17 protein-coding genes are annotated in these 24,680 nt (G+C 52.5%); 2 read left to right on the forward strand and 15 right to left on the reverse strand.

The genetic code is table 11. From position 1 onward, the window contains the following. Positions 1–18 precede the first annotated feature (18 nt). Entirely contained in the window at positions 19–1,068 is a 1,050-nt protein-coding gene (locus BD749_RS11455; RefSeq protein ID WP_101444461.1) for a glutathione synthetase, read from the forward strand. A 607-nt stretch (positions 1,069–1,675) separates the two neighbouring features. Here BD749_RS11455 and BD749_RS11460 read toward each other — a convergent pair. From BD749_RS11460 to BD749_RS11470, 3 genes are all read right to left on the reverse strand, one after another. After that, entirely contained in the window at positions 1,676–2,128 is a 453-nt protein-coding gene (locus tag BD749_RS11460; protein ID WP_101444462.1) for a hypothetical protein, read from the reverse strand. A gap of 27 nt (positions 2,129–2,155) precedes the next feature. Beyond that, a complete protein-coding gene (locus tag BD749_RS11465) occupies positions 2,156–3,091 on the reverse strand; it encodes a hypothetical protein (RefSeq protein ID WP_143741255.1) in 936 nt (311 codons plus the stop codon). A 137-nt stretch (positions 3,092–3,228) separates the two neighbouring features. Next, positions 3,229–4,056: an energy transducer TonB gene (locus tag BD749_RS11470; protein WP_101444464.1), complete on the reverse strand. Its 828-nt coding sequence runs from the start codon at positions 4,054–4,056 to the stop codon at positions 3,229–3,231. 138 nt (positions 4,057–4,194) lie between these two features. On the opposite strand from BD749_RS11470, the gene BD749_RS11475 reads away from it, so the two are divergent. Next, positions 4,195–6,045: an ABC transporter ATP-binding protein gene (locus BD749_RS11475; RefSeq protein ID WP_101444465.1), complete on the forward strand. Its 1,851-nt coding sequence runs from the start codon at positions 4,195–4,197 to the stop codon at positions 6,043–6,045. A 55-nt stretch (positions 6,046–6,100) separates the two neighbouring features. Here the strand turns inward: BD749_RS11475 and BD749_RS11480 are convergent, their stop codons facing one another. From BD749_RS11480 to BD749_RS11540, 12 genes are all read right to left on the reverse strand, one after another. Next, positions 6,101–6,889 (reverse strand): DUF2490 domain-containing protein, encoded by a 789-nt coding sequence (locus BD749_RS11480; RefSeq protein ID WP_101444466.1) that lies wholly within the window; start codon positions 6,887–6,889, stop codon positions 6,101–6,103. A gap of 103 nt (positions 6,890–6,992) precedes the next feature. Further along, positions 6,993–8,408: an FAD/NAD(P)-binding protein gene (locus tag BD749_RS11485; RefSeq protein ID WP_101444467.1), complete on the reverse strand. Its 1,416-nt coding sequence runs from the start codon at positions 8,406–8,408 to the stop codon at positions 6,993–6,995. Positions 8,409–8,600: 192 nt separating this feature from the next. Beyond that, positions 8,601–10,379, reverse strand: coding sequence for an SLC13 family permease (locus tag BD749_RS11490; protein ID WP_101444468.1), 1,779 nt, complete (start codon positions 10,377–10,379; stop codon positions 8,601–8,603). Between the two features lie 187 nt (positions 10,380–10,566). Then, a complete protein-coding gene (locus tag BD749_RS11495) occupies positions 10,567–11,004 on the reverse strand; it encodes a hypothetical protein (protein ID WP_101444469.1) in 438 nt (145 codons plus the stop codon). Positions 11,005–11,122: 118 nt separating this feature from the next. Further along, a complete protein-coding gene (locus BD749_RS11500) occupies positions 11,123–11,494 on the reverse strand; it encodes a fasciclin domain-containing protein (RefSeq protein ID WP_180336388.1) in 372 nt (123 codons plus the stop codon). Positions 11,495–11,701: 207 nt separating this feature from the next. After that, positions 11,702–12,349, reverse strand: a complete 648-nt coding sequence (locus BD749_RS11505; protein WP_101444471.1) for a rhomboid family intramembrane serine protease — start codon at positions 12,347–12,349, stop codon at positions 11,702–11,704. A gap of 236 nt (positions 12,350–12,585) precedes the next feature. Beyond that, the gene (locus BD749_RS11510) at positions 12,586–13,560 is read right to left on the reverse strand and encodes a polyprenyl synthetase family protein (protein ID WP_101444472.1); all 975 of its coding nucleotides are present in this window, start codon (positions 13,558–13,560) and stop codon (positions 12,586–12,588) included. A 7-nt stretch (positions 13,561–13,567) separates the two neighbouring features. Then, a complete protein-coding gene (rnr, locus tag BD749_RS11515) occupies positions 13,568–15,826 on the reverse strand; it encodes a ribonuclease R (RefSeq protein ID WP_101444473.1) in 2,259 nt (752 codons plus the stop codon). A gap of 188 nt (positions 15,827–16,014) precedes the next feature. Beyond that, a complete protein-coding gene (locus BD749_RS11520; protein ID WP_101444474.1) occupies positions 16,015–17,850 on the reverse strand; it encodes an ABC transporter ATP-binding protein in 1,836 nt (611 codons plus the stop codon). 264 nt (positions 17,851–18,114) lie between these two features. Next, a complete protein-coding gene (locus BD749_RS11525; protein WP_101444475.1) occupies positions 18,115–18,735 on the reverse strand; it encodes a lipoprotein signal peptidase in 621 nt (206 codons plus the stop codon). Positions 18,736–18,831: 96 nt separating this feature from the next. After that, the gene (ileS, locus tag BD749_RS11530) at positions 18,832–22,185 is read right to left on the reverse strand and encodes an isoleucine--tRNA ligase (RefSeq protein ID WP_101444476.1); all 3,354 of its coding nucleotides are present in this window, start codon (positions 22,183–22,185) and stop codon (positions 18,832–18,834) included. A gap of 953 nt (positions 22,186–23,138) precedes the next feature. After that, complete coding sequence (locus tag BD749_RS11540; RefSeq protein WP_101444478.1) at positions 23,139–24,641, reverse strand: glycine--tRNA ligase; 1,503 nt, start codon at positions 24,639–24,641, stop codon at positions 23,139–23,141. Positions 24,642–24,680: the final 39 nt, after the last annotated feature.

The raw sequence follows: 24,680 nt of genomic DNA on the forward strand, positions 1-24,680 counted from the left end.
TATACTGATATATAGATCATGACGATAGGATTCGTAGTAAACGACGTACATACAGAAAAACCCGAACACACCACTATATTTCTGGCGCAGCGCATGCACAATCTGGGGCATACCGTGCTGCTGATGGGCGTGGGCGACCTGGCCTACTACCCCGACGGCTACATGGGCGCCAACGCCGCCATCGCCGACACCAAGCATAAGTATAAATCGCCGGCCACGTTTCTGGAGGCCATACAGGGCCCCAAAGGAAGACGCACCCGCGTGACCGCCCCCGAGTTGGACGTGCTCATGCTCCGCAACGACCCCTCTTCTGAGGGCGAGGGCCGCGGCTGGGCCCAGAATGCGGGTATCATCTTCGGGCAGCTGGCTCTGCGCCACGGAGTAATCGTGCTTAACGACCCTACCTCGCTTTCGGACGCAGTAAACAAAATGTACTTCCAGCATTTCCCGGAGGCGGTGCGCCCTCGCACACTCATCACCCGCGATAAAGAGGAGATCAAGGAATTCTTCAACGAGCAGAAGAATAACATTATTCTGAAGCCCCTGCAGGGCTCGGGCGGCTCGGGTGTGTTTATGGTAAAGAAGAACGACGCCACCAACCTCAACCAGATCGTAGAGGCTATCAGCCGCGACGGCTACGTAATTGCGCAGGAGTACCTGCCCCAAGCCACCGAAGGAGACACACGCCTGTTTGTGGTGAATGGAGAGGCGCTGCAATGCAAAGGGAAATACTGCGCCATGCGTCGCGTCAACAGCAAAGACGATATCCGGAGCAACATACACGCCGGTGGCTCGGCAGTGGCGGCCAAGGTAGACCAAAAAATGCTCGACTTAGTGGAGCTGGTGCGCCCCAAACTGATCCAGGACGGCATGTTTATGGTGGGCCTTGATATTGTAGGCGACAAACTGATGGAGATCAACGTGTTCAGCCCGGGCGGGATGCCCACTGCCAGCAACCTCGAAGGCGTGGACTTCTCTATACCTGTCATTGAGGCGCTGGAGCGAAAGGTGCATTACAAGAAAACCTATGGCACCCAGATCGACAACAAAACGGTCGCCATGATCTAAGGCTGGTTTCTACACTTAAAAAGCCTGCGGGAGCGATACATCTGTACATCGCTCCCGCAGGCTTTTTTAGGAGAACAGTAACCTACAGGTAGGCTTGTCGCATTTGCTATACCTATAATTTGGCAATGAAGCTCCTCACCTGAAAGTTATCATTCACGCTGTTTCAATGGGGAAAAAAAGTGTAGGATCGGAGAAAATGGAGATATACGCAAAATTATTACCCTGGCAATCAAGGCGTTACAAAAAACTAAAAAAATTTCATGCAGCCTGTTTTGTTTTACAAAAACAAAACAATAATTTTGCACCCGATTTGAGAGAGACACATAAACGGAAAGCTAATATGTAAAGCAATTCCTAAAGTCGCAAATCTCAATCAATATTTTTTGAATTTTATTGGCTGTGTACAGCATGGCTTCAAAAAAGTGATATAAAATCTGCTCCGGCAGTTATAAAGATAAGGTTAGTTAAAGTTTAGATTAGTTTGTTTTAAGGTGAGAGAAGGCCCCAGTCATTTTGACGGGGCTTTTCTCATTTATGCCCAATTCAATCCGCCTTTTTCCTGAATGAATTCATCTGCAGAGCCTGTCTTATCGAAGCGTATTCAGGCTTAGGCGTACAGCAGGTAAGCCGTTCCGAGCGTGACTGGTATAGCAGCCAGGATCAGTTTCAGCACAAGACCCGGAGTAGGGGTACCCCTGCCCCAGGCCAGATTGGCTCTAAACACGTAGCGAAGACTCGTGATCAGGGCAATCAACGTCAGCAGGCCAACCACCAGGTGAATAGTAGCGATGACCGAATCGAAGGCTGTATTTAGTTCCAGGCTGTGCTCCACAGTGCGCAGGTTCCAGTAAATAAGCACTAGCAGGCTAGGCACCGAAATGAGTGCGCCCAGCCGCATGCTGAACAATGTAAGCCACGAGGCAAAGGCAAAAAGCGGAACAGCCGCCATTAAACCCATTCTCCTGTAAAAAAGGGCATCGCCGCCCGTCAGATCGGTATAGAGCAGAATGAGGAGGGCATGAGCGAAGCCCGTCAGGAAAAGCAGCAGGTAGCGTGTCATAGGCTACTATACTGCCGAAGCCGCGTTTCAGATTTCCTCCAGGGTATAATAGGTATAGGCGCTTCGCAAAAAGGGCTGTTTTACGGGTAGGTTGGTGTTATATACCTGCACCTCTGCTGCCTGACCGGCTTCGTTGTAGCGGTATACCTCCTCCAGGTAAGGTTTGCCGCTCTTCAAGATGATGCGCTGGCTCAGTCTGCCGTTTTCGTCATACACAAAGTTTATCTCTTCTGAAGGTCCTTTCATATTTTTGATCCGAATCTGCTTCAGTCGCTTGGCTGTGTCGTAGTCAAACTCCATGCGCTTTTGCAGGATGCCGTCTGTGTGTAGCACCCGCTCCACTATATAACCCTCCTGCAGGCGGTGCGACCAACCTGGCCCATGGTCTCTGAGGTGGCGCATGCTATAGTTGCCAATATAATTGCTGTACACAAGCGCCGCATTTTCGCGTAGTTCCTCTTTCGCCTTCAGATTCCCGTTCGGCAGGTAGGCGAGGTCGATCAACGGCTGAAAGGTACCTGTCTTGGCATCGTATACCTCTACCTGCTGGCTTTTGGGCAACAAGTTGGTGTCCAGGTTTTTCTTGAACTTGATAGCCACTCCTACCAGTCCACTCGAATTGGTGGTGTGCACCCGGTTGGTGATCACATCGGTGTGCACATCCGAAACGATGTTCTTTTCCTGAATGACCACTGCATCGGCGCCATAGGCTCTGGCCTGGTCCTGCAGGTTTCTGATCATGCTGGCATAAGGCACATACTCCGTGCTCCTCGTCTCGAGCGCCGCCAGTTTTATGTATTGTTCCTGAGGCCACTCCCCCGCGAAGAACACGTCTATCTCGTTAGCATGTGGTTGCAGGGGGATTTTGGACAGGGGGATTTCCATCTCCGGGTATAAGGTAGAGGTGCAGGCGCTTAGCGAGGTGGCGCCCGCCATGAGCATAAGCAGTATCGTTTTTCTCATAGGTCTTATCAAGAAGGTTCTAACCTGGCTTCGCTCAAACATCGTGCTGTTTTTAACCGGAATGCTCCTATCTCCCAAGAATATAGTAAAAATCTATATTGAATGGGCTTTGCGTGCATCTATACCCTTTGCTTAAGCTAACGCAGTGAAAAGCGCAGCGGTAAGGTATAGCGCACTGGCACTGGCTTGCCTTCCTGTAGTCCGGGCTTCCAGGTGGGCATGGCTTTTATCACCCGCATACCCTCGGCGTCCGCGTCCGGATGGATTCCCCTGATCAGTTCGGTATCTCCTATCCTGCCCTGTTCGTCTACTATAAACGATATGATGACCAGGCCCTCGGCTTTTGCCTTGCGAGTGGTTTTCGGATACTTCAGGACTGTACCGATCCAGCGTAGCATTACCTTTTCGCCTCCCGGGAACTCAGGCATAACCTCCATCGGCACGAAATCTATTCCCTTGCCACTTTCATCGTACACCTCACCCGACACCATTTTGCCCTGCTGGTATACCTCTACTCGGCGCAAGGCTCCTGTTTCATAGTAAGCTTTAAGGGTATCTGTCACCGTGCCCCGGCTATACCTGCTGCTAAGCCTCACCCGCCCGTTCTCATACCAGGTGGTGTAAGGGCCGTCCCATTTATTGTCATGATAGGCCATCTCCAATTTTAACTGTCCGTTGGGGTACCATTCGTAAACAGGACCATGCTGGATGCCGAAGCCATAAGTGCCTCCATCTATGTCGCTGTAGTGAATCTGCCTTACCTTGCTGCTGTCTTCTACCAGGTAGCGCGTGCGGGTTCCTCCACCAAGTGAGTCCTCCTTTATTTCTTCGAAGTAGTACGCCTGGGTAGCTGGCACCTCTTTCTGCATGGCGGAGAGGTACTTTATTTTCACGGTTTGAGCAGCAGCCTGGTGCCCGCACAGGAGCACGACCGCTGCAGCCAGGAAAGAGTAAATGTTTTTCATCCACTAAAAATAAGTACAATTCAGCAGATAAGGTATAGCGCATGGGCAAATGCTACAGCTTTTGTTAAGATTAGAACCGCCAGGTAAAACATAAGCTTAGTTTTTCGGTATAGGTATAGGTTTCAGGTATAGCAAAAGATGAACAGACCAAGCAAAGGGGCCCGTGGGGCAAATCAGACAGACGACAAGAAGAGCTTCCGCGAGCAGGTGGGCGCCTTGAAAAACCTGCCCAAATTCTTTCGCCTGATCTGGAACACGAGCCCTAGCATGACCATTGGCAACGTGCTGCTGCGCCTCGTTAAATCGGCCATACCGTTGGCGATGCTCTATGTGGGCAAGCTGATCATAGACGAAGTGATCGGATTAATTGCCGCGACGGGCGAGCGCGACCTGAGCTTCTTGTGGATGCTGGTGGCGGCAGAACTGGGGCTGGCTATCCTCTCCGATATCTTCAACCGGGGCATAACGCTACTCGACAGCCTGCTGGGCGACCTGTTCTCCAACAACACTTCGGTGCAGCTCATAGAGCACGCCGCCAAACTGGACCTGGCGCAGTTCGAAGACGCCACCTTTTACGACAAGCTGGAGCGTGCCCGACGGCAGACGATCACGCGGGTGGTGCTTATGTCGCAGGTGCTCTCACAGCTGCAGGATATGGTCACGATCGCTTTTCTGGCGGTGGGCCTGGTCGCTTTTAACCCCTGGCTAATCCTGATTCTGCTGGTGGCTGTTATACCTTCTTTTCTGGGTGAGACGCACTTTAACGAACGCACTTACTCCCTCTCCCGCTCCTGGACGCCCGAGCGCCGCGAGCTCGACTACCTCCGCTACATCGGGGCCTCCGACGAAACAGCCAAGGAGATCAAGACCTTTAACCTGTCGGGTTTTCTGGCCAGTCGTTTCAAGCAGCTCTCGGACCGCTACTATGCCCTGAACAAAAACCTGATCGTGCGGCGGGCGGTATGGGGCAGCGTTCTTTCCTCGCTGGGTACGCTGGCTTATTACGGGGCCTACATTTTTATACTGGCGCAAACGGTGGCAGGGGTTATTACAGTGGGTACGCTTACTTTTCTGGCCGGCTCGTTCAGCAACATGCGGGGACTGTTGCAGGCCATCATGACGCGCTTTTCGCAGATTGCCGAGAGTGCGCTATACCTGCAGGACCTGTTTGACTTTCTGGAGCTCCGGCCACAGATCACCCCGCCTGCCAATCCGCTGCCTATACCCAGGCCCATCCAGCAGGGCTTCACATTTGAGGATGTTGGTTTCAAATACCACAACAGCGACAAATGGGCTGTGCGGCACCTCTCCTTCCACTTGCGGGCCGGTGAGAAGCTGGCGCTGGTAGGTGAAAATGGGGCTGGCAAAACCACGCTGGTCAAGCTGCTGGCAAGACTCTATGAACCCTCAGAGGGCCGCATCCTGCTCGACGGTATTGACCTTCGTGAGTACGATTTGAACGACCTGCGCCACCAGGTGGGCATCATCTTCCAGGATTATGTACGCTTCCAGATGACCGCTTCCGACAATATTGCCATTGGGCAGATCAGCAACATCGGCGACCGCGATCGCATACAAGGGTCGGCGCAGAAAAGCCTGGCAGATCCCGTGATTCAACGCCTGCCCGACGGGTATGAGCAAGTGCTGGGCAAGCGCTTCAACAAAGGCGTGGAGCTGTCGGGTGGAGAGTGGCAAAAGGTGGCGCTGGCCCGGGCCTACATGCGCGACGCGCAGCTGATCATTCTCGATGAGCCGACTTCGGCCCTGGACGCCCGCGCCGAACATGAGGTGTTCCTGCGTTTCTCGGAGCTCATTGCCGGCAAGACCGCTGTGCTTATCTCCCACCGCTTCTCCACGGTGCGCATGGCCGACCGCATCCTGTTTCTGGAGCGGGGCCAGCTGAAGGAGCTTGGCTCACACGAGGAACTGCTGGCGCAGAACGGCAAGTACGCCGAGTTGTTCACGCTGCAGGCAAGAGGCTATTTGTAGGCAACGATCAATAATGTTTAAAGGCAGCCGCGCTTTTAAAGTAAGGCGACAGTTTTCAGCGCGTCTCTTGCTCTGTCGCATTTTTCCGCTTGCCTGTTAAATCCAGCTTGTGCGAAACAGCCAACTGCACAATGTGCCGGTTATAGAACTGATGACCTGACGCCCGCTGCTGGTACCAGTTCAGATAGCCCGCCTCCACCTCCAGATTAGGCATAAGCGCATAACTCAACCCTGTGTAAATTCTGTTTTGATCGAAGCGGTTGTAGGTAATGTTCCTGCCAGCATTCACATGGAGTTCATTGCTCAGTTTAAGCTTAAGCGGCCGCTCCTGTAGGTTTGCCAGCCTATATTCTAGCCCAAGCCTATACCTGAAGCGAAAATTATGATGATACCCTGCTGCCAGTTCCCCGCTGCTTGTGTTCCGGAAGAAGCGCATTTCGGTCCTATACCTGTGTGTGATGCCTGCGCGACCTATGGCCTGACTGTAGTTAAACTGGATGTGGGGCCTTAGCTCGGGTACCACCAGCCGTTGCGTAGCGCTGGGGTCGTGGGGGCTCTGCAAAAAATACGTGAAACCCGCCGCCGCCTCCCAGTTCTCGCCCAATGCGTACCGGGCCTGCGAGCGAAGCACGAATTGGTGTTGTCTGCCGGGGTTTAAAAAGCGCCTTTCATGTATTTCGGATGTAAGCGACCACTTAGGATGGAGTTTGAGCGTGAGGGCATAAGAGAACCAGGCTAACTGCTGGCGCGTCACCTCTTTCTGGGGAGATTGGGCATAGCCCGCCGCGGCATGCAGCACTCCCCCAACCCAGAACAGCAATAGGCAAAACCGTATCTTACTCATCCTCCGCCATAAAATGCCAAACCAGTATCACACAGGCCAGACTCAGTATTGCCAGAAAAATCAGGAACAGGTCTTCTCCCATGGTTGGTTTGTAACAGGTCAGCTAGTTATTGGCGGTTTCGAGTGTGGCTTTTCCCTGACGAAGCAGTCGTTGGGCCAGTTTCTTGGCCTGCTGTCGTATTTCCCGAAGTGCCGTGGATTCGTAGAGCATCCCTTTTCTGGGAGAGCCAAGCGTATACAGCCCGCGCACTGGCTTATCCCGCGCATCGACTAGCCTGCCTCCTGGTGTCGTTTTAAGCCCAAGGTGCAGCACGTCGGGCTGCGCTATACCTGCTGCCAGCAAGTGCTGCACCAACGGGGCGTTCACGCGGGTATAATCGCACTGAGGGCCGGTGCAGTTGATCACTCTGCCCACCGCTATTTCTTCTGTTTCTCTTTGGTGCCTTTGCCGGATGAGAATGCGGGCTTCGCCTGCTGTCTCCTGTATGTCCACAACTGTGGCGGCCATCACCACCAGTTGCCCCTTATTCTGCAACGCCTGCAGCAAAGCGGCTGAGGCGGCCGGCATGCGGTGGCGGTGAACCTCCCAGTAGGGCCGTACATGGCGCAGAAAAGTCTTCTTCTCCCCCAATGGCAGCGATTGCCAAAGCACAGGTATGTCATCGCGCAGCGCATCCAACACGCTTCGCCAGGTATAGCCCATTGCTTCGGCACGCTTTATTTCTGCACGAACAAAACGGAACAAATGCAAGGCAGATACACATGCTCCCTCCGGAATCGTCAATTTAGGGTATGGCTTTGTGCTGACATCGAAGGGCTGCGGCAGCAGTCCGTGGCGCGACACCACGTATACCTTGCCCTGATGGCCTTGCGCCTGCAGACTGCCCACCAGGTCTACCATGGTCAGGCTAGAGCCAATAAGCAGAAGCGGCTCCTGCGATTGCAGCCCGCTTATACCTTTGGCCGGCCAGGGCGAGGCAACATAGCGGGGACTTTGGTAAAAGCTTGTGTTAGGTATAGGCAGCGGCGCAGGTGGGAAATTGCCCATGGCCAGCACCACCTTGTGGGCGCTTAAAGTAGTCTGGTTGCTGCAGCGTATGGTGAAACGGCGCCCTTGCCTGGAAACGGCCAGGGCTTCTTCGTATACCCGCACCAGCGATACTCCCTTTGCCGCGCCTGCCTCCGCTTCGTGCAAGCGCACTTTCAGGTAATCGCCAAAAATAGTTCTAGGTATAAAGTCGGTCGGCTGGACTGGCAGCGTGATCTGTCTTTTGTAGAGCGAAGCATGTTTCTCCAGCCAGTGGAAGAAGTCGAGCGGTTCGTCAGCAAAGAGGCTCATGGCCGAGGCGGGCACATTCAGCGGCTGAAAAGGCAACTGGCTGGAGTAGGCCACACCTCGGTGCATTCTATACCTGTCCGGCTCTACCAGGTAAATCGTTGTGCCTGCCACCGCGTTCTTCAACAGATGGATTGCCGTTAGCGTACCGCTCAGCCCTGCTCCTATTATAGCGATTGTCATGGTAGGTTATAGCAAAAGTATAGACTTCTTCCCGTGGCCGAACGTGCTCATGGTGCTCATAACCTGCGTGAAAGCGCGGCAGGTACCTGCATCCGTTGCAAAACAGCTTTCAGATTTTACGGCAATCCAAAAACCGGGTTGACTTGCCACTTAAGCAAATGACGTTGGTTGGGCTGTCCCACGTGGAACAATTCAGAAAGGGAAGAAAAACGGAATGATAAAAGAGGCGACCAGCCACAGCAGTATGTTGAGCGGCGTACCCACGCGCAGATAGTCCACAAATTTGTAATTGCCCGGTCCGTAGATCATGGTGTTGGTCTGGTAACCCATGGGCGTCATAAAGCTGAGGGAGGCCGCGTAAGTCACCGCCACCAGAAACGGGCGCACGCTCACTCCCATCTCTTTGGCCGCCACAATGGCAATAGGTGCCAACAGGGCCGCCGTAGCATTGTTCGACATGAAGTTGGTAGACATAAACGTGATGAAAAAGAAAGCCGACAGGAGCACATGCGGCCCGTAGCTACCAACCGAGTCTACCAGGTAACCCGACAGCAGGGCGGCGGCCCCGGTCTTTTCGAGCGCTGCCCCCATAGAGAGCACACCCGCCAGCATAAAGATCACTTTCCACTCAATGGCTTTATAGAGTTCGTCGAGGCGAATGGATTTGGTGAGCACCAGCAGTACTACACCTACCAGGGCGCTAAGCACAATGTGGGCTAGTCCTGTAGCAGCTACAGTTACCACCCCTGCTCCTATAAGCAACACAGGTATAATCTTGCTGTAGTCGTAGTGGCTGCGCTCCGTTTCGGAGACAAGCAGGATGTCCTCGTTGTTTCGCAGGTTCTGGGCCTGGCCCTTATCTGCCGAAATCAGGAGCACGTCGCCGGCAGAGAGGCGGGTATGGGTGAGCTTTTCGTGAAGGATTTCGTCGCGGTGCCGGATAGCCACCACAGTGGCGCCATGGTTGTAGGCCCTGAAGTCGAGCTCTTTCAGAGATTTGCCCACCATGTAAGAGTTAGGTGTTACGATGGCCTCGAAGAGCTTGGAGGTAGCGCTGTTCAGGTCTTCTTCTTTGAGCTTTCGCTCTGATTTCAGTTTGATGCCCTTCTCTTCCTTCATTTTCTTGAGCTTCCCCACGTCGCATCGCACCTTCAGCACGTCGCCGGCCCGCAGCATGGTATAGGGGGTGGCATTGAGCCTGTACTTGTCGCGCGTAACCTGCAGCACATCTATATCGAGGTTCTGCACCAGGCTGGAGCTGCTGAGCGGCATACCTACCGATGGAGAATTGGGCAAAAGCACGATTTCGGTTAGATAGTCGCCCATGTTGAAGTCTTCTGTCAGGTCTTCGGCCAGTTTGCGGCTAGGCAACAGAAAACGGCCCACGAATAGCATATACAGCACTCCGGTGATCAGGAAAAAAACGCCGGCCCCTGTCAGCTCGAACATGCCAATAGGTTCCTCGCCCTGTGTCTCGGCAATACCACTCACCAGTATGTTGGTAGAAGTGCCGATGAGGGTGCAGACGCCCCCCAAGAGGGCTCCGAAGGAGAGCGGCATAAGCAGTTTAGCGGGACTGATGCGGGTGTCGCGGGCCACCTGGATCACCATCGGCATGAGCAGAGCCACTACTGCGGTGTCGTTCACGAAAGCTGACAGCAGGCCAGCCACCAGCATAACGGCCAGCAAGCAGAGGATGTAATTTCTGCGCCCCACCCGCGTCAGCAGCACTCCTACGCTGCTCAGGGCGCCCGACTTAAAAATAGCGGTGCTGATGATGAACATGCACGCCACCGTGATGGTGGCCGGGTTACTGAAACCCGCCAGGCCCTCGGCTGGGGTAAGGATACCGAGCATCATAAACAGCGACATCACCAGAATGGCTGTCGTGTCGATGGAGAGCTTCTCGCTGACGAAAAGCACCACAGCCACCGCGATCACAGACAGAACTACGCCAATCTCGTACGTCATGCTCGATAAGTTAAGGATAGATCTGACCTCGTGCGCTGCTGGCCAGGGGTGTTACGATACCACAGACGAGAGGCGAAATAATTGGTAGCTATAACTGCATTTGCAGCCAAACTGTTACAAAAGATAGGAATTAGCGCTAAAGGAATAAAGCACTTGCTGGGAAAGGATTGCGGCCGGTAAGCGCGTGTTATGCCATTGGTTTGTCAAGCCACTCCTGGGCTGCCTCGCAGGTATCGAAATGGTGCGAGGGCAGTTCTATTTTCCTTATACTCTCTGCCACCTGTAAACCAGCTATTCTATCCACCGGCATCACGTTGGCAATTCTGTTCAATCCTGCTTCCTTCATTTTTTGCTGCGACTCCTCGTGCAGTTTGTTGAGCTGCTGCGGATGGGTGATCATGGTGCGCATGTCAATGAGCAGGGTGAAGCCAGGGGAAACCAATTGCAGGGCCTTGTCCCAGTCTTTCAGGAAATGAGGTATACTGTCTTCATTTTTCCAAAAGCCCAGAATCTTGTAGTGAATGCTGTTTCGGGTAGCGTCAAAGCTGATTTCGTAACACGAATTGCGTGCAACATAGTGCTGGGCAGAAAGTGAAGAGTCGATATGCGGCATTTTGCTATTCATGGGGTGTACCTATAGCATACGCAGGCTGCAAGCAAAGGCATTATACCTATCCAAGGAATAACAGGCTAATTGAAAGTAAAACTGTGAGGCCCAAATGGAAGCTAGGCGCATTCCTGGTTTAAGGTTGCAGCACACCGTCCAACTCATATACCCGGCCGTTTCGGAGGGCGAGCTCCGTCATGCGCAGCTGCACGCCATTGAGCAAAGTGCTGTCTTTTTTGCGGCACACGTTAAGCGTTGCGCCACCGTAAGTCTGCAGGCGACTGCCCTCTTTAAAGTCTGAGCCAGCCAAAGTGCCTTTGATCAGGTGCATGGCCATCACAGCACGAATCTTTTCCACGGACTGGCCTTTTAGCTCCTGCAGGCGCGCCTCGGCAGGCATTAGTAAGGTATAGGCTGTGCTGCCAGAAAGGGTCGGGGCCATACCTGCTGTGGTCAGGAGTTCAGCCAAAACAGGGCGCTCATTCACAACATATTGCATGATGGTCATGCGCTGTAAATCCGTATCCTGCGCCGAGACTGGCTTACTTAAAAAAGTGGCTAAAATGAGTACTATTGCAAGGTATATATAGTAGAGTGTCGATTTCATCGGTACAAATGCTTGTCTTAAGCATTTATACGGAAGCTATCGACTCTCAGCCCGATTTCTAGTGCAAAGAATCAGGGAAGAAGAATGCAATTATACCTAGCCGAACAATTACCACCTGGCAATCTGATCAACAAAGTGAGGTACTACTTTTGGAACAAGTATCAATGTTATAATTACCCCAAATAGCGCCCCGTAAAGGTGCGCATCATGGTTAATGTTGTCGCCCATTTGCTTGCTCTGGTAATATGAGTATATCATATAAAGCACGCCGAATATAAATCCCGGAATCCCGATAGGGATAAAGAGTATACCTATCTCACCCAGTGGGTTGAACATAATGCTTGCGAAAACCACAGAAGCCACGCCCCCTGAGGCACCCAAAGCCCGGTAGACCGGATTATTCTTATGTTTAATAAATGTTGGAATATCAGAGACAATAATGCCACCTATAAAAATGAGCAAGAAGAGTAACTCTCCTGTTATTAAACCAAACCCTCCTAACACTGACTCACCGTTATAGATACCATTCACCATGATGTATTCTATATGCTGTCCAAAAGAGTACAGGACAAACATATTGAAGAACAAGTGCATATAATCAGCATGAAGAAAGCCAGAGGTGATGAAGCGATACCATGAATTATCGCGCTGCACTGCATAAGGATACATGATCCAGTTTTGCATGAGTTCGTGGTTCTTCCAGGCATACCATGAAATGCCTACTGTAATGATGATCAGGATGATGGTAACGCTCATTTGTCTATTGAGTGATTGAGTGAGTTAGCGAATGAGTGAATTAATGACGGGTGATAAATCAGTAATGACTGATCGGTGTCTTTTATAAAACTCATAATTTATTACTGGTGCAGGCTTCAAACTTGTGCCTACTGATGATGCCGAGCTTGCAACCCGACGGGCTTGAAAAGCCCAATGCTATACCTGTGAGGTTATACCTGAAGATTCACAATCTGCGAACCAACAATTCAACAATTCTAACTATCCCTTTCCATCAGCTGCAGGGCCAGGCCGTGGATGGTGGCTTTGCGCTCGATAGGTACCTGCACTGCGTCTAAATGTTCTATAGCCTGCTGGAAGTAGAAGTCGATCTGCTGTTCGGTTTGCTTGCGGATGTTGAGCTGGTCGTAAACGGCAGTGATGGCCTGCACCTTTTCTTCGGCTGTTTTGGCGTCGGTTTTGTCGCGCCAGTCGAGTATGGTTTGCAGTTGCGCTGTGTTGGCTTGCTCCAGGGCCGTCAGCATCAGGAAGGTCTTCTTGTCCGACAGGATATCGCCGCCTACCTGCTTGCCAAACTTGTCTTTGTCGCCATACACATCGAGCAAATCGTCGCGCAGCTGGAAAGCTATCCCTACGTTGTCGCCGAATTGCTTCAGGTGCTCGGCGTCTGAGTCAGGGGCTCCCTGCAGGATGGCACCCAGCTCCAGACTGAAGCCCAGGAGCACAGCTGTTTTGAGCGTGATCATCTGGATGTATTCCTCAATGCTCACCTGCTCGCGGCGCTCAAAGTTCATGTCGAGCTGCTGGCCTTCACATACCTCGGCGGCTGTTTTGCTGAAGAGTTGCAGCACCTTGCCCAGTTTGTCGGGGGCTATACCTAAAAGCATTTCGTAGGCACGCACTAGCATCACATCACCACTCAGAATGGCGGTGTTGGCGTCCCACTTTTCGTGCACGGTTTGCTGTCCGCGGCGCAGGGGGGCCTTGTCCATGATGTCGTCGTGCATGAGCGTGAAGTTGTGGAAAACCTCTACGGCCGCAGCGGGCAATAGCACGTTTTCCACATCATCATCATACATTTTTGCAGCCAGAAGCACCAGTAAGGGCCTTATCCGCTTTCCGCCCAAGGCCATGATGTAGCGGATGGGCTCGTAAAGTTCCGCCGGCTGGTCGCCGTAGCGGAGGGTATTCAGGGTTTGGTTAAGCTGGGTTGAAAGCTGCGTGATATCCACAGGGGTGTTAGTGTGTTTTAAGGGTTTCTACCAGTTCCATGTCGATGGTGCGCTCGGCCATATTGGCGCTCACGATCTCGACCATCACCTCGTCGCCAAACGAGATAATGCGCTTCGACTGACGACCAATAATGCGGTAGTTGTTCGCGTCCAGCTCGTAGTAATCGTCGTTCAGACTCGACAGGCGCACCATACCCTCGCACTTGTTCTCTTCAATCTCCACAAATATACCCCATTCTGTCACACCAGACACAATTCCTTTGTATTGGTTGCCGATGGTGTCCTTCATGAACTCCACCTGCTTGTACTTAATGGAAGCACGCTCGGCGTCGGCGGCACGTTTCTCCATTTCCGAAGAATGCCGGCAGCGCTCCTCAAATGCCTCTTTGTCTTCTGACTGACCACCGTCGAGATAGTGCTGCAACAGGCGGTGCGCCATCATGTCGGGGTAGCGGCGAATCGGCGACGTGAAGTGCGAATAATGGTCGAACGCCAGACCGAAGTGACCCTCGGGCTCGGTGCTATACTTGGCCTTGGCCATTGTACGGATCGCCAGGTTCTGCAACACGCTCTGCTCGGGCTTGCCCTCGATTTCGTGCGTCAGGTTGTTCAGTTCTTCCGAAATGTCGCCATCAGGGTCCACCTTATACCCAAACTTGCGGGCGAAGAGCGAGAACGTGCTTAGCTTATCGGGATCTGGGGAGCCGTGGGTACGGTATACCATGGTCGGGCGCTTCTTGCCTTTGCCTTTGTTGTAGACAAACTCGGCCACCTTTTTGTTTGCCAGGAGCATGAATTCCTCAATCAGCTTGTGGGCGTCCTTGCGCTCTTTCACATAGATGGAAAGCGGCTTACCCGTCTCGTCAAGCTTGAACTTCACCTCTACTGTCTCGAAGCTGATGGCGCCGTTTTTAAAGCGTTTGGCCTGCAGTTTCTTGGCAATGTTGTTCAGGATGTTGATTTCCTCGGCAAAGTCGCCCTCACCACTCTCAATGCGTTCCTGTGCCTCTTCGTAGGCAAAGCGGCGGTCGGAGTAGGTTACCGTGCGGCCGTACCACGTGTCGTAGAGTTTGCCGTTGTCGTCGAGCTCGAACACCACCGAGAAGGTCAGCTTCTCTTCGTTCGGGCGCAGCGAGCAAAGGCCGTTTGAGAGGCGCTCAGGCAACATTGGGATGGTTCTATCCACCAGGTATACCGAGGTTGCTCTGTGGAAGGCTTCTTTCTCGAGCAAGCTTCGCGGGTGCACATAATGGGTCACGTCGGCAATGTGCACGCCTATTTCCCAGTTGCCGTTCTCGAGTTTCTGTATCGACAATGCGTCGTCAAAGTCCTTGGCGTCGGCGGGGTCGATGGTGAAGGTGGTGACGTCGCGCATGTCGCGGCGCTTGGCAATCTCGCCTGCGGGAATCTTATCGGATATCTTCTCGGCCTCTTCTTCCACGGCCTCCGGAAATTCGAACGGCAAGCCGAATTCGGCCATGATGGAGTGAATCTCAGCCTCGTGCTCACCGGCCGGACCAAACACGCGAATCACTTCGCCCGTCGGGTTTTTGCCTGGGTCTTTCGGCCACTCTACAATCTTTACGAGTACTTTGTCACCGGCTTCGGCTCCGTTGAGGTTGCGCTCGCCTACAAATACATCAAAGTAGAGTTTCTTGAAATCAGGTACTACAAAGCCAAAGTTTTTGGAGAGCTCCATAATACCCACCAGTTCGATTCGCGAACGCTCCAGCACTTCCACAACGATACCTTCGGCACGGCCGCCCTGCATGGTCGGCAGTACTTCTACTTTCACCAGGTCGCCGTCCATGGCGTACTTCAGGTGCTCGCGGAACACGCGCACGTCGTCCTCTGTCTCCTCCGACACAATATAGGCGTACTTGCTGTTGGCCAGGTCCACGCGACCCGTGATAATGTTGACGCGCAGGTTAAGCTGGTATTTGTCGCCGTCAATCAGCAACAGCTTGTTCTCGCGCACAAGGTTCACCAGAATGCCTTGTAGCTGGTCACGGCCTTTCTTATCAACGATTCCTAGTTTGCGGGTAATCTGGCGCTGCGTGAACACCGTGTCGGGGCTGTTGGAGAACATCTCCAGCACAATGCCCTTGGCTGATTTATCTTTGCCACCACCTCTGCGGTCGTCGCCTCTGCGGGAGCCGCCTCTGTTAGATGGTTCTCTTCTGGAAGACTCGCCTCTGCGGGAGCCGCCTTTTTCGTTGCGGCTGTCTTGCTCTCTGCCGCTTTTGCTTGGTCTTTTACTTCTCATGTATCTTGTTTCTATTGGCCGGCGCAGGTATACCGCACCTCAGGCCATGGTAATCTTGGTTGAAATAGTTTAGCCTCTATACGCCCGCAAGGCGGACTAAGGTTAAAGCGGAACCAATTTCAGGTGAATTTATAGAGAAAACTCTATATATGGGCTATGGGGGAAGGTATATTAATCCTGGTACTGCGCTATACTTGATAGTGCGCTATACCTGATTTCAAAGCTGCCCGCTTCTCATGCGCCGCCACAATGGCTTCGGGCTCGCCACCGGGTATAGCCTGTATAAGCGAACGGGTATAGTCATGCTGCGGATTTTGAAACAGCTGCACAGGTATACCCTGCTCCACGATGCGCCCTTCGTGCATGACCAATATACGGTCGGCCATGTGCTTGGCCACCGCCAGATCGTGGGTGATGAAGAGGTAGGTCATGTTGAAATCTCGCTTGAGCTCATTGAGCAAGTTGAGCACCTGCGCCTGCACCGACACGTCCAGTGCCGACACCGACTCGTCGCATATCAACAGCTTCGGCTGCAGGGCCAAGGCCCGGGCAATGGCAATGCGTTGCCGCTGCCCACCCGAAAACGCCTGTGGATAACGTTGCGCATGCTCAGGGCTAAGACCCACTTTCTCAATAAGTTCAAGCATCTCTCCACGGCGTTCTTTGTCGCTGCCGTAGAGCTTATGCACACGCATGGGCTCCAGTATCGCCTCCCCTACGGTGTGCATGGGATTGAGCGAGGTATAAGGGTCCTGGAAGATCATCTGAAAATGACGGCGGTTCTGTCGCAGGGTTTTGGTGTTCATGCTGGCGATATCCTTTCCCTCAAAAAGCACGCTGCCGGCCGTAGACTCTACCAGCCTTAATATGGCTCTTCCAAGTGTTGTCTTTCCGCTTCCAGACTCTCCTACCAAGGCAATGGTCTCCCCGTGCTTCACCTCGAAACTCACGCCATCCACGGCTTTCACATAGCCCGTGGTGCGGGAGAAGATGCCTTTCTTGATAGGAAAGTATACCTGCAAATCCTGCACCTGCAGCAAAGGCGGCTTCTGGCTGTTGTCGCGCTGTTGCTTTATGTCGGATACTGTCCCTACATAGGCATTCACCACATCTGCCAAAGAGGGCTCGTATACCTGCGGCTTCTTCTCGCGGATAATGCCTTGCCCGTCTTCCTCCATAAAATCGGCTACTGTCGGCAATTTGGCTTGCGACTTCGTGCTGAGTGTCGGGCGGCAGGCCAGCAAGCCTTTGGTATAGGGGTGCTGCGGATTGGTAAATATGTCGAGCACCTTGCCTTGCTCCACGATGCGGCCTTTGTACATCACCAGCACCCGGTCTGCAATCTCGGCCACTACCCCCAAATCGTGAGAGATAAACAGCACCGCCATGTTTTGCTTCACCCGCAGCTCGTCTATCAGCGAAAGCATGCGGGCCTGCACGGTCACGTCCAAAGCCGTGGTGGACTCGTCAGCAATTAAGATGGCAGGCTCGCAAGCCATCGCCATGGCAATTATCACGCGTTGCTTTTGCCCGCCTGAAATCTGGTGTGGATAACTGTCGTAAATTTGTTCCGGTCTTGGGAGCTTGGCTTGTTCAAAAAGCTGTAAAACACGTTCCCTTGCCTCTTTTTTTGATATTTTGCGGTGCCACAGGAGCACCTCCACCACTTGCTGTCCACAGGTATAGACGGGGTTGAGCGACGACATCGGATCCTGGAAAATCATCCCCATCTCGTTGCCCCGAAGCTGTTGGAGTTGCTTTTCCTGCAGTTGCAGCAAGTCCACCGCCCCCAGCCGCTCCGACTGAAACACCGCCTTCCCTCCTACCTGCGCATTCGTATCAAGTAATTGCATCAGCGACAGCGCCATCACCGTCTTCCCGGAGCCCGACTCCCCTACAATGGCCACTGCTTCGCCGGGGTATAGAGCAAACGATACCTTGTCCACGGCCCGAACTATACCCTGGCGTGTAGCGAAAGTGGTTTCAAGATCCGTGACCTGCAGGATGGGTGTGGGTATAGACAAGGGTGAAAGGCTTGGTGCTTCTGGTAAAAATAATGTTTTTTGAATGATTGCGAAGCCTTTCTTGTTTTTCGTTTTTCGCAGTACATTTAAGATTGAGCTTAATGTATATAAAAACTCTCGCTACGCCAGTTACAAACTGGCCTTATGTACAACTACCAGTTGCACAATGCTAAACTGGTGGTATAGATTTAACCCATTCACAAAACAAAAAAAGCGGCTATTCCACATGGAACAGCCGCTTTTTTTATACTTATTTCTTATACCTTACATCCCCTGTTGCTCCGCCGCTGGCTTGTTCACCGGCTCTTCGTAGTGCGCAAAGAAACGCTTCTGGTTAAAGAGGATAATCAGTACCCCGATGAAGATAGCCGAGTCCGCCACGTTGAAGATAGGCCACAGCGACATCGGTTTACCACCTAGCAAAGGAATCCAGTGCGGCACAATGCCTTCCCAAATATCAATGTAGAACATGTCGATTACCTGTCCATGGAACCATGGTGTTGGTGAGCCATAAGGGTGGTTGTCGAACAACACGCCGTAGAACGTACTATCGATCAGGTTGCCAATAGCACCGCCCAGTATCAGGCCGATGCACCATATCAAGCCTTTTGGGGCTCCAGTTTTCACCAGATGGTAGATGTAGTAACCGATACCGAACACCGCTACCAATCTAAACAGCGACAAAATCAACTTACCATAATCAGAGCCGAGCTGCACACCAAAGGCCATACCCGGGTTGAGGGTATAGTGCAGCTTCAACCAGTCGCCCAGGAGCACGATCTCGCCTGGCATACCCATTTCCATGTTGTAATGCACGATAAGCTTCACAGCTTGGTCGATGATGATGACGATTAGGGCCACCAGGTAGTACTTCCAATATTTCATGTGTCTTCAATTAGGCTGCAGCGACATTGTTCAGCCGCCGCAGGATAAAGGTATAAGGTATAGCCCCGGCCATTTCATAGAGCCGGGGCTTACAATTTATGCTACTACCGCTTCGGTGCGGATATGGATGTTCACCTGGTAATCGTCCACCTCCAGGATAGTACCATCTACCACATTGTCAGCCAGATCCAGGCTCAGTGCCTGTGTCTCGGCTTGTATGTAGTTGCGGAAGTTTTCCACAGCGGCGTTTACCTCAGGTATAGACGCCTGCAGCACGATGTGTATCTTATCCTGCACCTCCAGGTTGCTGTCTTTGCGCAGGTTCTGGATACGGTTCACCAGTTCGCGGGCGATGCCCTCCTGTTTCAGCTCTTCGGTGATGGTTACGTCCAAGGCCACGGTCAGCTTGCCCTCGCTGGCCACCAACCAACCTGGGATGTCCTCGGAGGAGATTTCCACGTCCTCTGGCGTTAGCACGGCGGTTTCCTCGTCGCTTATCTGCAGTTCTATACCTCCCTCACGCTCCAGGTGGGCAATGTCGTCCTGATTCATTTGCTGCACGGCGGCGGCCACCAGCTTCATCTTCGGACCGAATACCTGACCCAGCTTCTTGAAGTTCGGCTTGATCTTCTTCACCAATATGCCCGACGTATCGTCGATGTACTCCACGTGCTTGATGTTCACCTCGCTCATGATCAGGTCTTCTACGGCCTGAATCTGCTGGCGCGTCTTGTCGTTCAACACAGGTATAAGAATGCGCTGCAGCGGCTGACGCACTTTGATGAAGTGCTTCTTGCGCAGCGAGTGCACCAGCGACGAAATGGTCTGGGCCAGCGCCATGCGCTCTTCCAAATCCTCATCGATAGCCGTGTGCTCAACCTCTGGGTAGTAAGCCAAATGTACGGACTCTTCCTTATGTTTGCCGCTCACGTTGTTAAGGTCGCGGTAGAGCTGCTCGGTATAGAACGGCGCGATAGGCGAAGCCAGCTTGGCGATAACTTCCAGACAGGTATAGAGCGTCTGGTAAGCGGCCATCTTGTCTTCGTTGTACTCGCCTTTCCAGAAGCGCTTGCGGTTCAGACGCACGTACCAGTTGCTCAAGTCGTCCACCACGAAATCCTGGATAGCACGGGCGGCACGGGTTGGGTCGTAGTCTTCTAGGAAGGTGTCAACGTCCTTAACCAGCGTGTTCAGCTTTGAGATAATCCAGCGGTCGCTTTCGGTTCTGCGCTCCAGCGGCACTTCGTCCTCGGCAAAGGTGAAGTTGTCCAGGTTAGCGTATAGCGCGAAGAAAGAGTAGGTATTCTGCAGCGTGCCGAAGAAACGGCGCTGCGTTTCCACCACACCCTCCGGGTTGAACTTCAGGTTGTCCCAAGGTGGTGCATTGGCAATCATGTACCAGCGCACAGCGTCCGGGCCGTACTTGCCGATCATCTCAAAGGGGTCGATGGCGTTGCCAAGGCGCTTACTCATCTTGTTGCCGTTCTTGTCGAGCACCAGACCGTTGGCGATTACGTTCTTGTAGGCTACGCTATCCTCCAGCATAACCGCCAGAGCATGCAGCGTGAAGAACCAACCACGCGTCTGGTCAACGCCCTCGGCGATGTAGTCGGCAGGGAAGTTCTGACGGAAGATATCTTCGTTCTCGATTGGGTAGTGCCACTGTGCATAAGGCATGGCACCCGAATCAAACCAAACGTCGATAAGGTCTGTCTCTCTGTACATTGGCTTTCCGGAGTCGCTCACCAGCACGATGTTGTCCACATACGGACGGTGCAGGTCGTTTATCTCTACAGAAGCCTCCATCAGTCCAGCGTCCACGGCACAGTCTATCTCTTCGCTCAGTTGCTGGATCGAGCCGATGCAGATTTCCTCCTCTCCGTCTTCGGTTCGCCAGATAGGCAGCGGCGTACCCCAATAGCGTGAGCGCGACAGGTTCCAGTCCACCAGGTTCTCCAGCCAGTTACCGAAACGACCCGAGCCTGTAGACTCTGGTTTCCAGTTGATGGTCTTGTTCAGCTCAATCAGTCTATCCTTTACGGCCGTGGTCTTGATGAACCAGCTGTCCAGCGGATAATATAATACGGGCTTGTCCGTACGCCAGCAATGCGGGTAGGTGTGCTCGTATTTCTCTACTTTAAAGGCTCTGCCCTCCTCTTTGAGTTTAATGGCAATCAGGACGTCGGTTGGCTTGTAGTCAGCGGCTGACTCGTCTTCGCCTGTGTAGTTCTTCACGTACATGCCTGCAAAGTCGGTCACCTCTTTCACGAAGCGGCCTTGCTTGTCCACGAGTGGCATCGGCTTGCCATTCTCGTCCTCTACCAATAGCGCAGGTATATCGTTCTGGGCAGCTACCCTGAAGTCGTCCGAACCAAAGGTTGGGGAGATGTGCACGATACCCGTACCGTCTTCCGTGGTCACGAAATCGCCTACCACCACGCGGAAAGCGGGTTTATCAGGCTGCACGTATGGCATCAGCTGGTGGTACTCCACGCCTGCCAGATCGCGGCCTTCGAACTCCTCTACTATCTTGTAAGGTATCAGCTTGTCGCCCGAGCTATACTCTGTGAGCGGAATGCCGTCGGCTTTCGGGTTAAAGAAGCGGCTCACCAAGTCTTTAGCTAGAATCACCGAAATCGGCTCGTAGGTATAGGGGTTGTAGGTACGCACTTTCACGTACTTGATGCCTTTGCCCACCGCCAGCGCGGTATTGGCAGGAAGCGTCCAAGGCGTCGTCGTCCAGGCCAGGAAGAACACTTTCTCCTCCTCGTACTCGAACAGGAACATGTTGCGGGTGATTTTCTTCACCTCGAACTGGGCCACAATGGTCGTGTCCTTCACCATCTTGTAGCAACCCGGCTGGTTGAGCTCGTGCGAACTCAAACCCGTGCCTGCGCCCGGCGAGTAGGGCTGGATGGTATAGCCTTTGTATAAAAAGCCTTTGTCGTACAGGCGCTTCAACAGGGCCCATACTGACTCGATGTACTCGTTCTCAAAGGTGATGTACGGATTGTCCAGGTCCACCCAGTAACCCATCTTCTCGGTCAGGTCGTCCCACTGGCTCTTGAAACGCATCACCGTTTCGCGACAGCGCTGGTTGTATTCCTCTACCGTTATCTTCTTGCCAATATCCTCTTTCGTGATACCCAGCTCCTTTTCTACCTGCAACTCTACGGGCAGACCGTGCGTGTCCCAGCCGCCTTTGCGGTTCACCTGAAAGCCTTTCAGGGTCTTGTAGCGGCAGAAAATGTCTTTCACGGCGCGGGCCATCACGTGGTGAATGCCTGGCGTACCGTTCGCCGACGGCGGTCCCTCATAAAACACGAAAGGCTTGTGCCCCTGTCTTGTCGACACTGAGCGCTGGAAGATATTGTGTTCTTTCCAGTAGGCCAGCACGTCTTCGCCTACCTGTGCGTAGTTCAGGTTCTTGTACTCGTTATACTTTGCCATTTTCAGCACTTAATCTTCTGGTATTTCTTCGTCAAATTTCAAATCAGCTGGCTTGACTCTTCTGCTTATTACAGGTATGAGCACGGCTTGTTGTTAAAGCCACGGCTGCTATTTGGCAAGTTAGTCAGGTTTGGGCATAATCCATATTGCCTCACTCCTTATTTCTAATTGCCAGCCAAATAGTTTATACCTACGCTGCGCTTCGGATAGTTAAGGTAAGTAACCAGTTTTGTGTAATGACATCTGCCCGCTTCTGAACGGAAATCAATTGCTAAACAATGCTGCTTACTCTCTGATACCTCTGCTAAAGCCTCTATTTAAACCCAGTTATTCCAGCTGGAATACAAAGGTAAGTATTTTTAGTTTTTTGCCTCTTTTCCCTTTTGCACTTACCGCTCTTCCTTGCTTTCTCTAACGCTCAGTGCTTATCAAGGTAAATCCATTACAAGTTTACTTCTGCTAATACATGTGGAATAGTCGACTGTAATGCGGGTTTAAATAGCGTTTTGGCACTTTTAATTCAACTTTTATACACCTCTTTCTACGATTTTTTGCTGGATCTAAGCTCCTCGTTGCTTTGTATGACAAGAACCTGTTTTGATCAACTCTAATGCTCTTTATCTTGGTTTTGATGGAGACAAACGTAAGAGTTTACCAGAATTATTAAAGAATTGACAGACTCACATAATCTGTTGAATACTTTCAGTGTAATTCTTTATAATCCTATAATTATCAGTTAGTTGTATAATAATTAGGGCTTTAAATAGGATCAATTTTCCACATCTATCAAGCTTTAGCTTAACATAACAAAAGCACTTTTCTCCATATAAGGACAAATATGACAGCCGGAAGTTCAATAGTGTACTCATCTGCATTCTAAAGATGCCATAAACAAAAGCAGCCTGCGACTTAAGGCCGCAGGCTGCTCTATGCTTTTTAGCTATACCTATACCTTAGGCTAGCTTCTCGAATATACTCTTAAAGCTTACGGCATTGTTGATATAGCCATGCAGTTCGCTGATCGGCATACGCACCTGCTCGCGCGAGTCGCGGTCGCGAACCGTCACCGTGTTATCCTCCAGGGTCTGGTGGTCTACGGCGATACAGAACGGCGTACCGATCAGGTCCTGACGGGTATAGCGCTTGCCGATAGAGTCACGCTCTTCATAAATCATGTTGAAGTCGTAGCGCAGTGCGTTGAAGATCTCGGTTGCTTTTTCTGGCAGACCGTCTTTCTTCGTCAGCGGCAGGATAGCAGCCTTCACCGGAGCCAAAGCTGGGTGGAACTTCAGGAACGTACGCGTCTTGGTTTGCTCACCCTCGGTAATCTCTTCTTCAGTATAAGCGCTGCACAGCGTCATCAGGAACAGGCGGTCGGCGCCTACGGATGTTTCCACCACGTACGGGATATAGTTACCATACGGTTTACCGTCCTCGTTCAGGTCGTTGTCGAAGTACTGCATTTTCTTGCGGCTCAACTCCTGGTGCTGCGTCAGGTCGAAGTCGGTGCGGGAGTGTATACCTTCCACCTCCTTGAAACCGAACGGGAACTTGAACTCGATGTCCACGGCGGCGTTGGCGTAGTGGGCCAGCTTCTCGTGGTCGTGGTAACGGAGGCTGTCGGCAGGTATACCGATGGCCTCGTGCCATTTCTTGCGGTTCTCTTTCCAGGTGTTGTACCACTCCATCTCGGTGCCAGGGCGTACGAAGAACTGCATCTCCATCTGTTCGAACTCGCGCATGCGGAAGATGAACTGACGGGCTACGATCTCGTTACGGAACGCCTTACCGATCTGCGCGATACCAAACGGCACTTTCATGCGGCCCGTCTTCTGCACGTTCAGGAAGTTTACGAATATACCCTGAGCCGTTTCAGGGCGCAGGTAAATGGTGCTTGAGTCTTCGGCTACGGAACCTACCTGCGTCGAGAACATCAGGTTAAACTGACGCACCTCGGTCCAGTTGGCGGTGCCGGAGATCGGGCATTTGATGTCTTCACGGATGATGAGCTCACGCACGCCGTCGAGTTCTTCGGCGCCCAGCAGCTTGCCCATCTCCACCAACAGCTCGCTGGCTTTGTCGTAGTGGCCATCGGCTTCGTACTGGGCGGCTTTCTCTTCTATCAGCACGTCGGCACGGTAACGCTTCTTCGAGTCCTTGTTGTCGATCATCGGGTCGTTGAAGCTGTCGATGTGGCCAGAGGCCTTCCAGGTGAGCGGGTGCATGAAAATGGCGGCGTCTATACCTACCACGTTCTGGTGCAGCTGCGTCATCGACTTCCACCACAGGTTCTTGAGGTTGTTCTTCAGCTCTACGCCCATCTGGCCGTAATCGTACACGGCTTGCAGACCATCATAGATCTCGCTTGACGGGAACACGAAGCCGTATTCCTTGGCATGCGAGATAATGTCTTTTAACTGTGCGTTTTCTACAGGGGTTTTCTCTTGTGTCGCCATGCTGCAAAGATAGAGGATTAACGGGTGATTATGCCATAC

Origin of the sequence: Pontibacter ramchanderi, from assembly GCF_002846395.1 — a bacterium.
GTDB classification, from domain to species: domain Bacteria; phylum Bacteroidota; class Bacteroidia; order Cytophagales; family Hymenobacteraceae; genus Pontibacter; species Pontibacter ramchanderi.

What these genes read in the sequence shown, in the direction of transcription:
- BD749_RS11525 (WP_101444475.1), bottom strand. Translation starts at nt 18,735, where the DNA reads ATGAAATATTGGAAGTACTACCTGGTGGCCCTAATCGTCATCATCATC.
- BD749_RS11490 (WP_101444468.1), bottom strand. Translation starts at nt 10,379, where the DNA reads ATGACGTACGAGATTGGCGTAGTTCTGTCTGTGATCGCGGTGGCTGTG.
- BD749_RS11485 (WP_101444467.1), bottom strand. Translation starts at nt 8,408, where the DNA reads ATGACAATCGCTATAATAGGAGCAGGGCTGAGCGGTACGCTAACGGCA.
- rnr (WP_101444473.1), bottom strand. Translation starts at nt 15,826, where the DNA reads ATGAGAAGTAAAAGACCAAGCAAAAGCGGCAGAGAGCAAGACAGCCGC.
- ileS (WP_101444476.1), bottom strand. Translation starts at nt 22,185, where the DNA reads ATGGCAAAGTATAACGAGTACAAGAACCTGAACTACGCACAGGTAGGC.
- BD749_RS11465 (WP_143741255.1), bottom strand. Translation starts at nt 3,091, where the DNA reads ATGAGAAAAACGATACTGCTTATGCTCATGGCGGGCGCCACCTCGCTA.
- BD749_RS11455 (WP_101444461.1), top strand. Translation starts at nt 19, where the DNA reads ATGACGATAGGATTCGTAGTAAACGACGTACATACAGAAAAACCCGAA.
- BD749_RS11495 (WP_101444469.1), bottom strand. Translation starts at nt 11,004, where the DNA reads ATGAATAGCAAAATGCCGCATATCGACTCTTCACTTTCTGCCCAGCAC.
- BD749_RS11480 (WP_101444466.1), bottom strand. Translation starts at nt 6,889, where the DNA reads ATGAGTAAGATACGGTTTTGCCTATTGCTGTTCTGGGTTGGGGGAGTG.
- BD749_RS11475 (WP_101444465.1), top strand. Translation starts at nt 4,195, where the DNA reads ATGAACAGACCAAGCAAAGGGGCCCGTGGGGCAAATCAGACAGACGAC.
- BD749_RS11540 (WP_101444478.1), bottom strand. Translation starts at nt 24,641, where the DNA reads ATGGCGACACAAGAGAAAACCCCTGTAGAAAACGCACAGTTAAAAGAC.
- BD749_RS11505 (WP_101444471.1), bottom strand. Translation starts at nt 12,349, where the DNA reads ATGAGCGTTACCATCATCCTGATCATCATTACAGTAGGCATTTCATGG.
- BD749_RS11460 (WP_101444462.1), bottom strand. Translation starts at nt 2,128, where the DNA reads ATGACACGCTACCTGCTGCTTTTCCTGACGGGCTTCGCTCATGCCCTC.
- BD749_RS11500 (WP_180336388.1), bottom strand. Translation starts at nt 11,494, where the DNA reads ATGACCATCATGCAATATGTTGTGAATGAGCGCCCTGTTTTGGCTGAA.
- BD749_RS11470 (WP_101444464.1), bottom strand. Translation starts at nt 4,056, where the DNA reads ATGAAAAACATTTACTCTTTCCTGGCTGCAGCGGTCGTGCTCCTGTGC.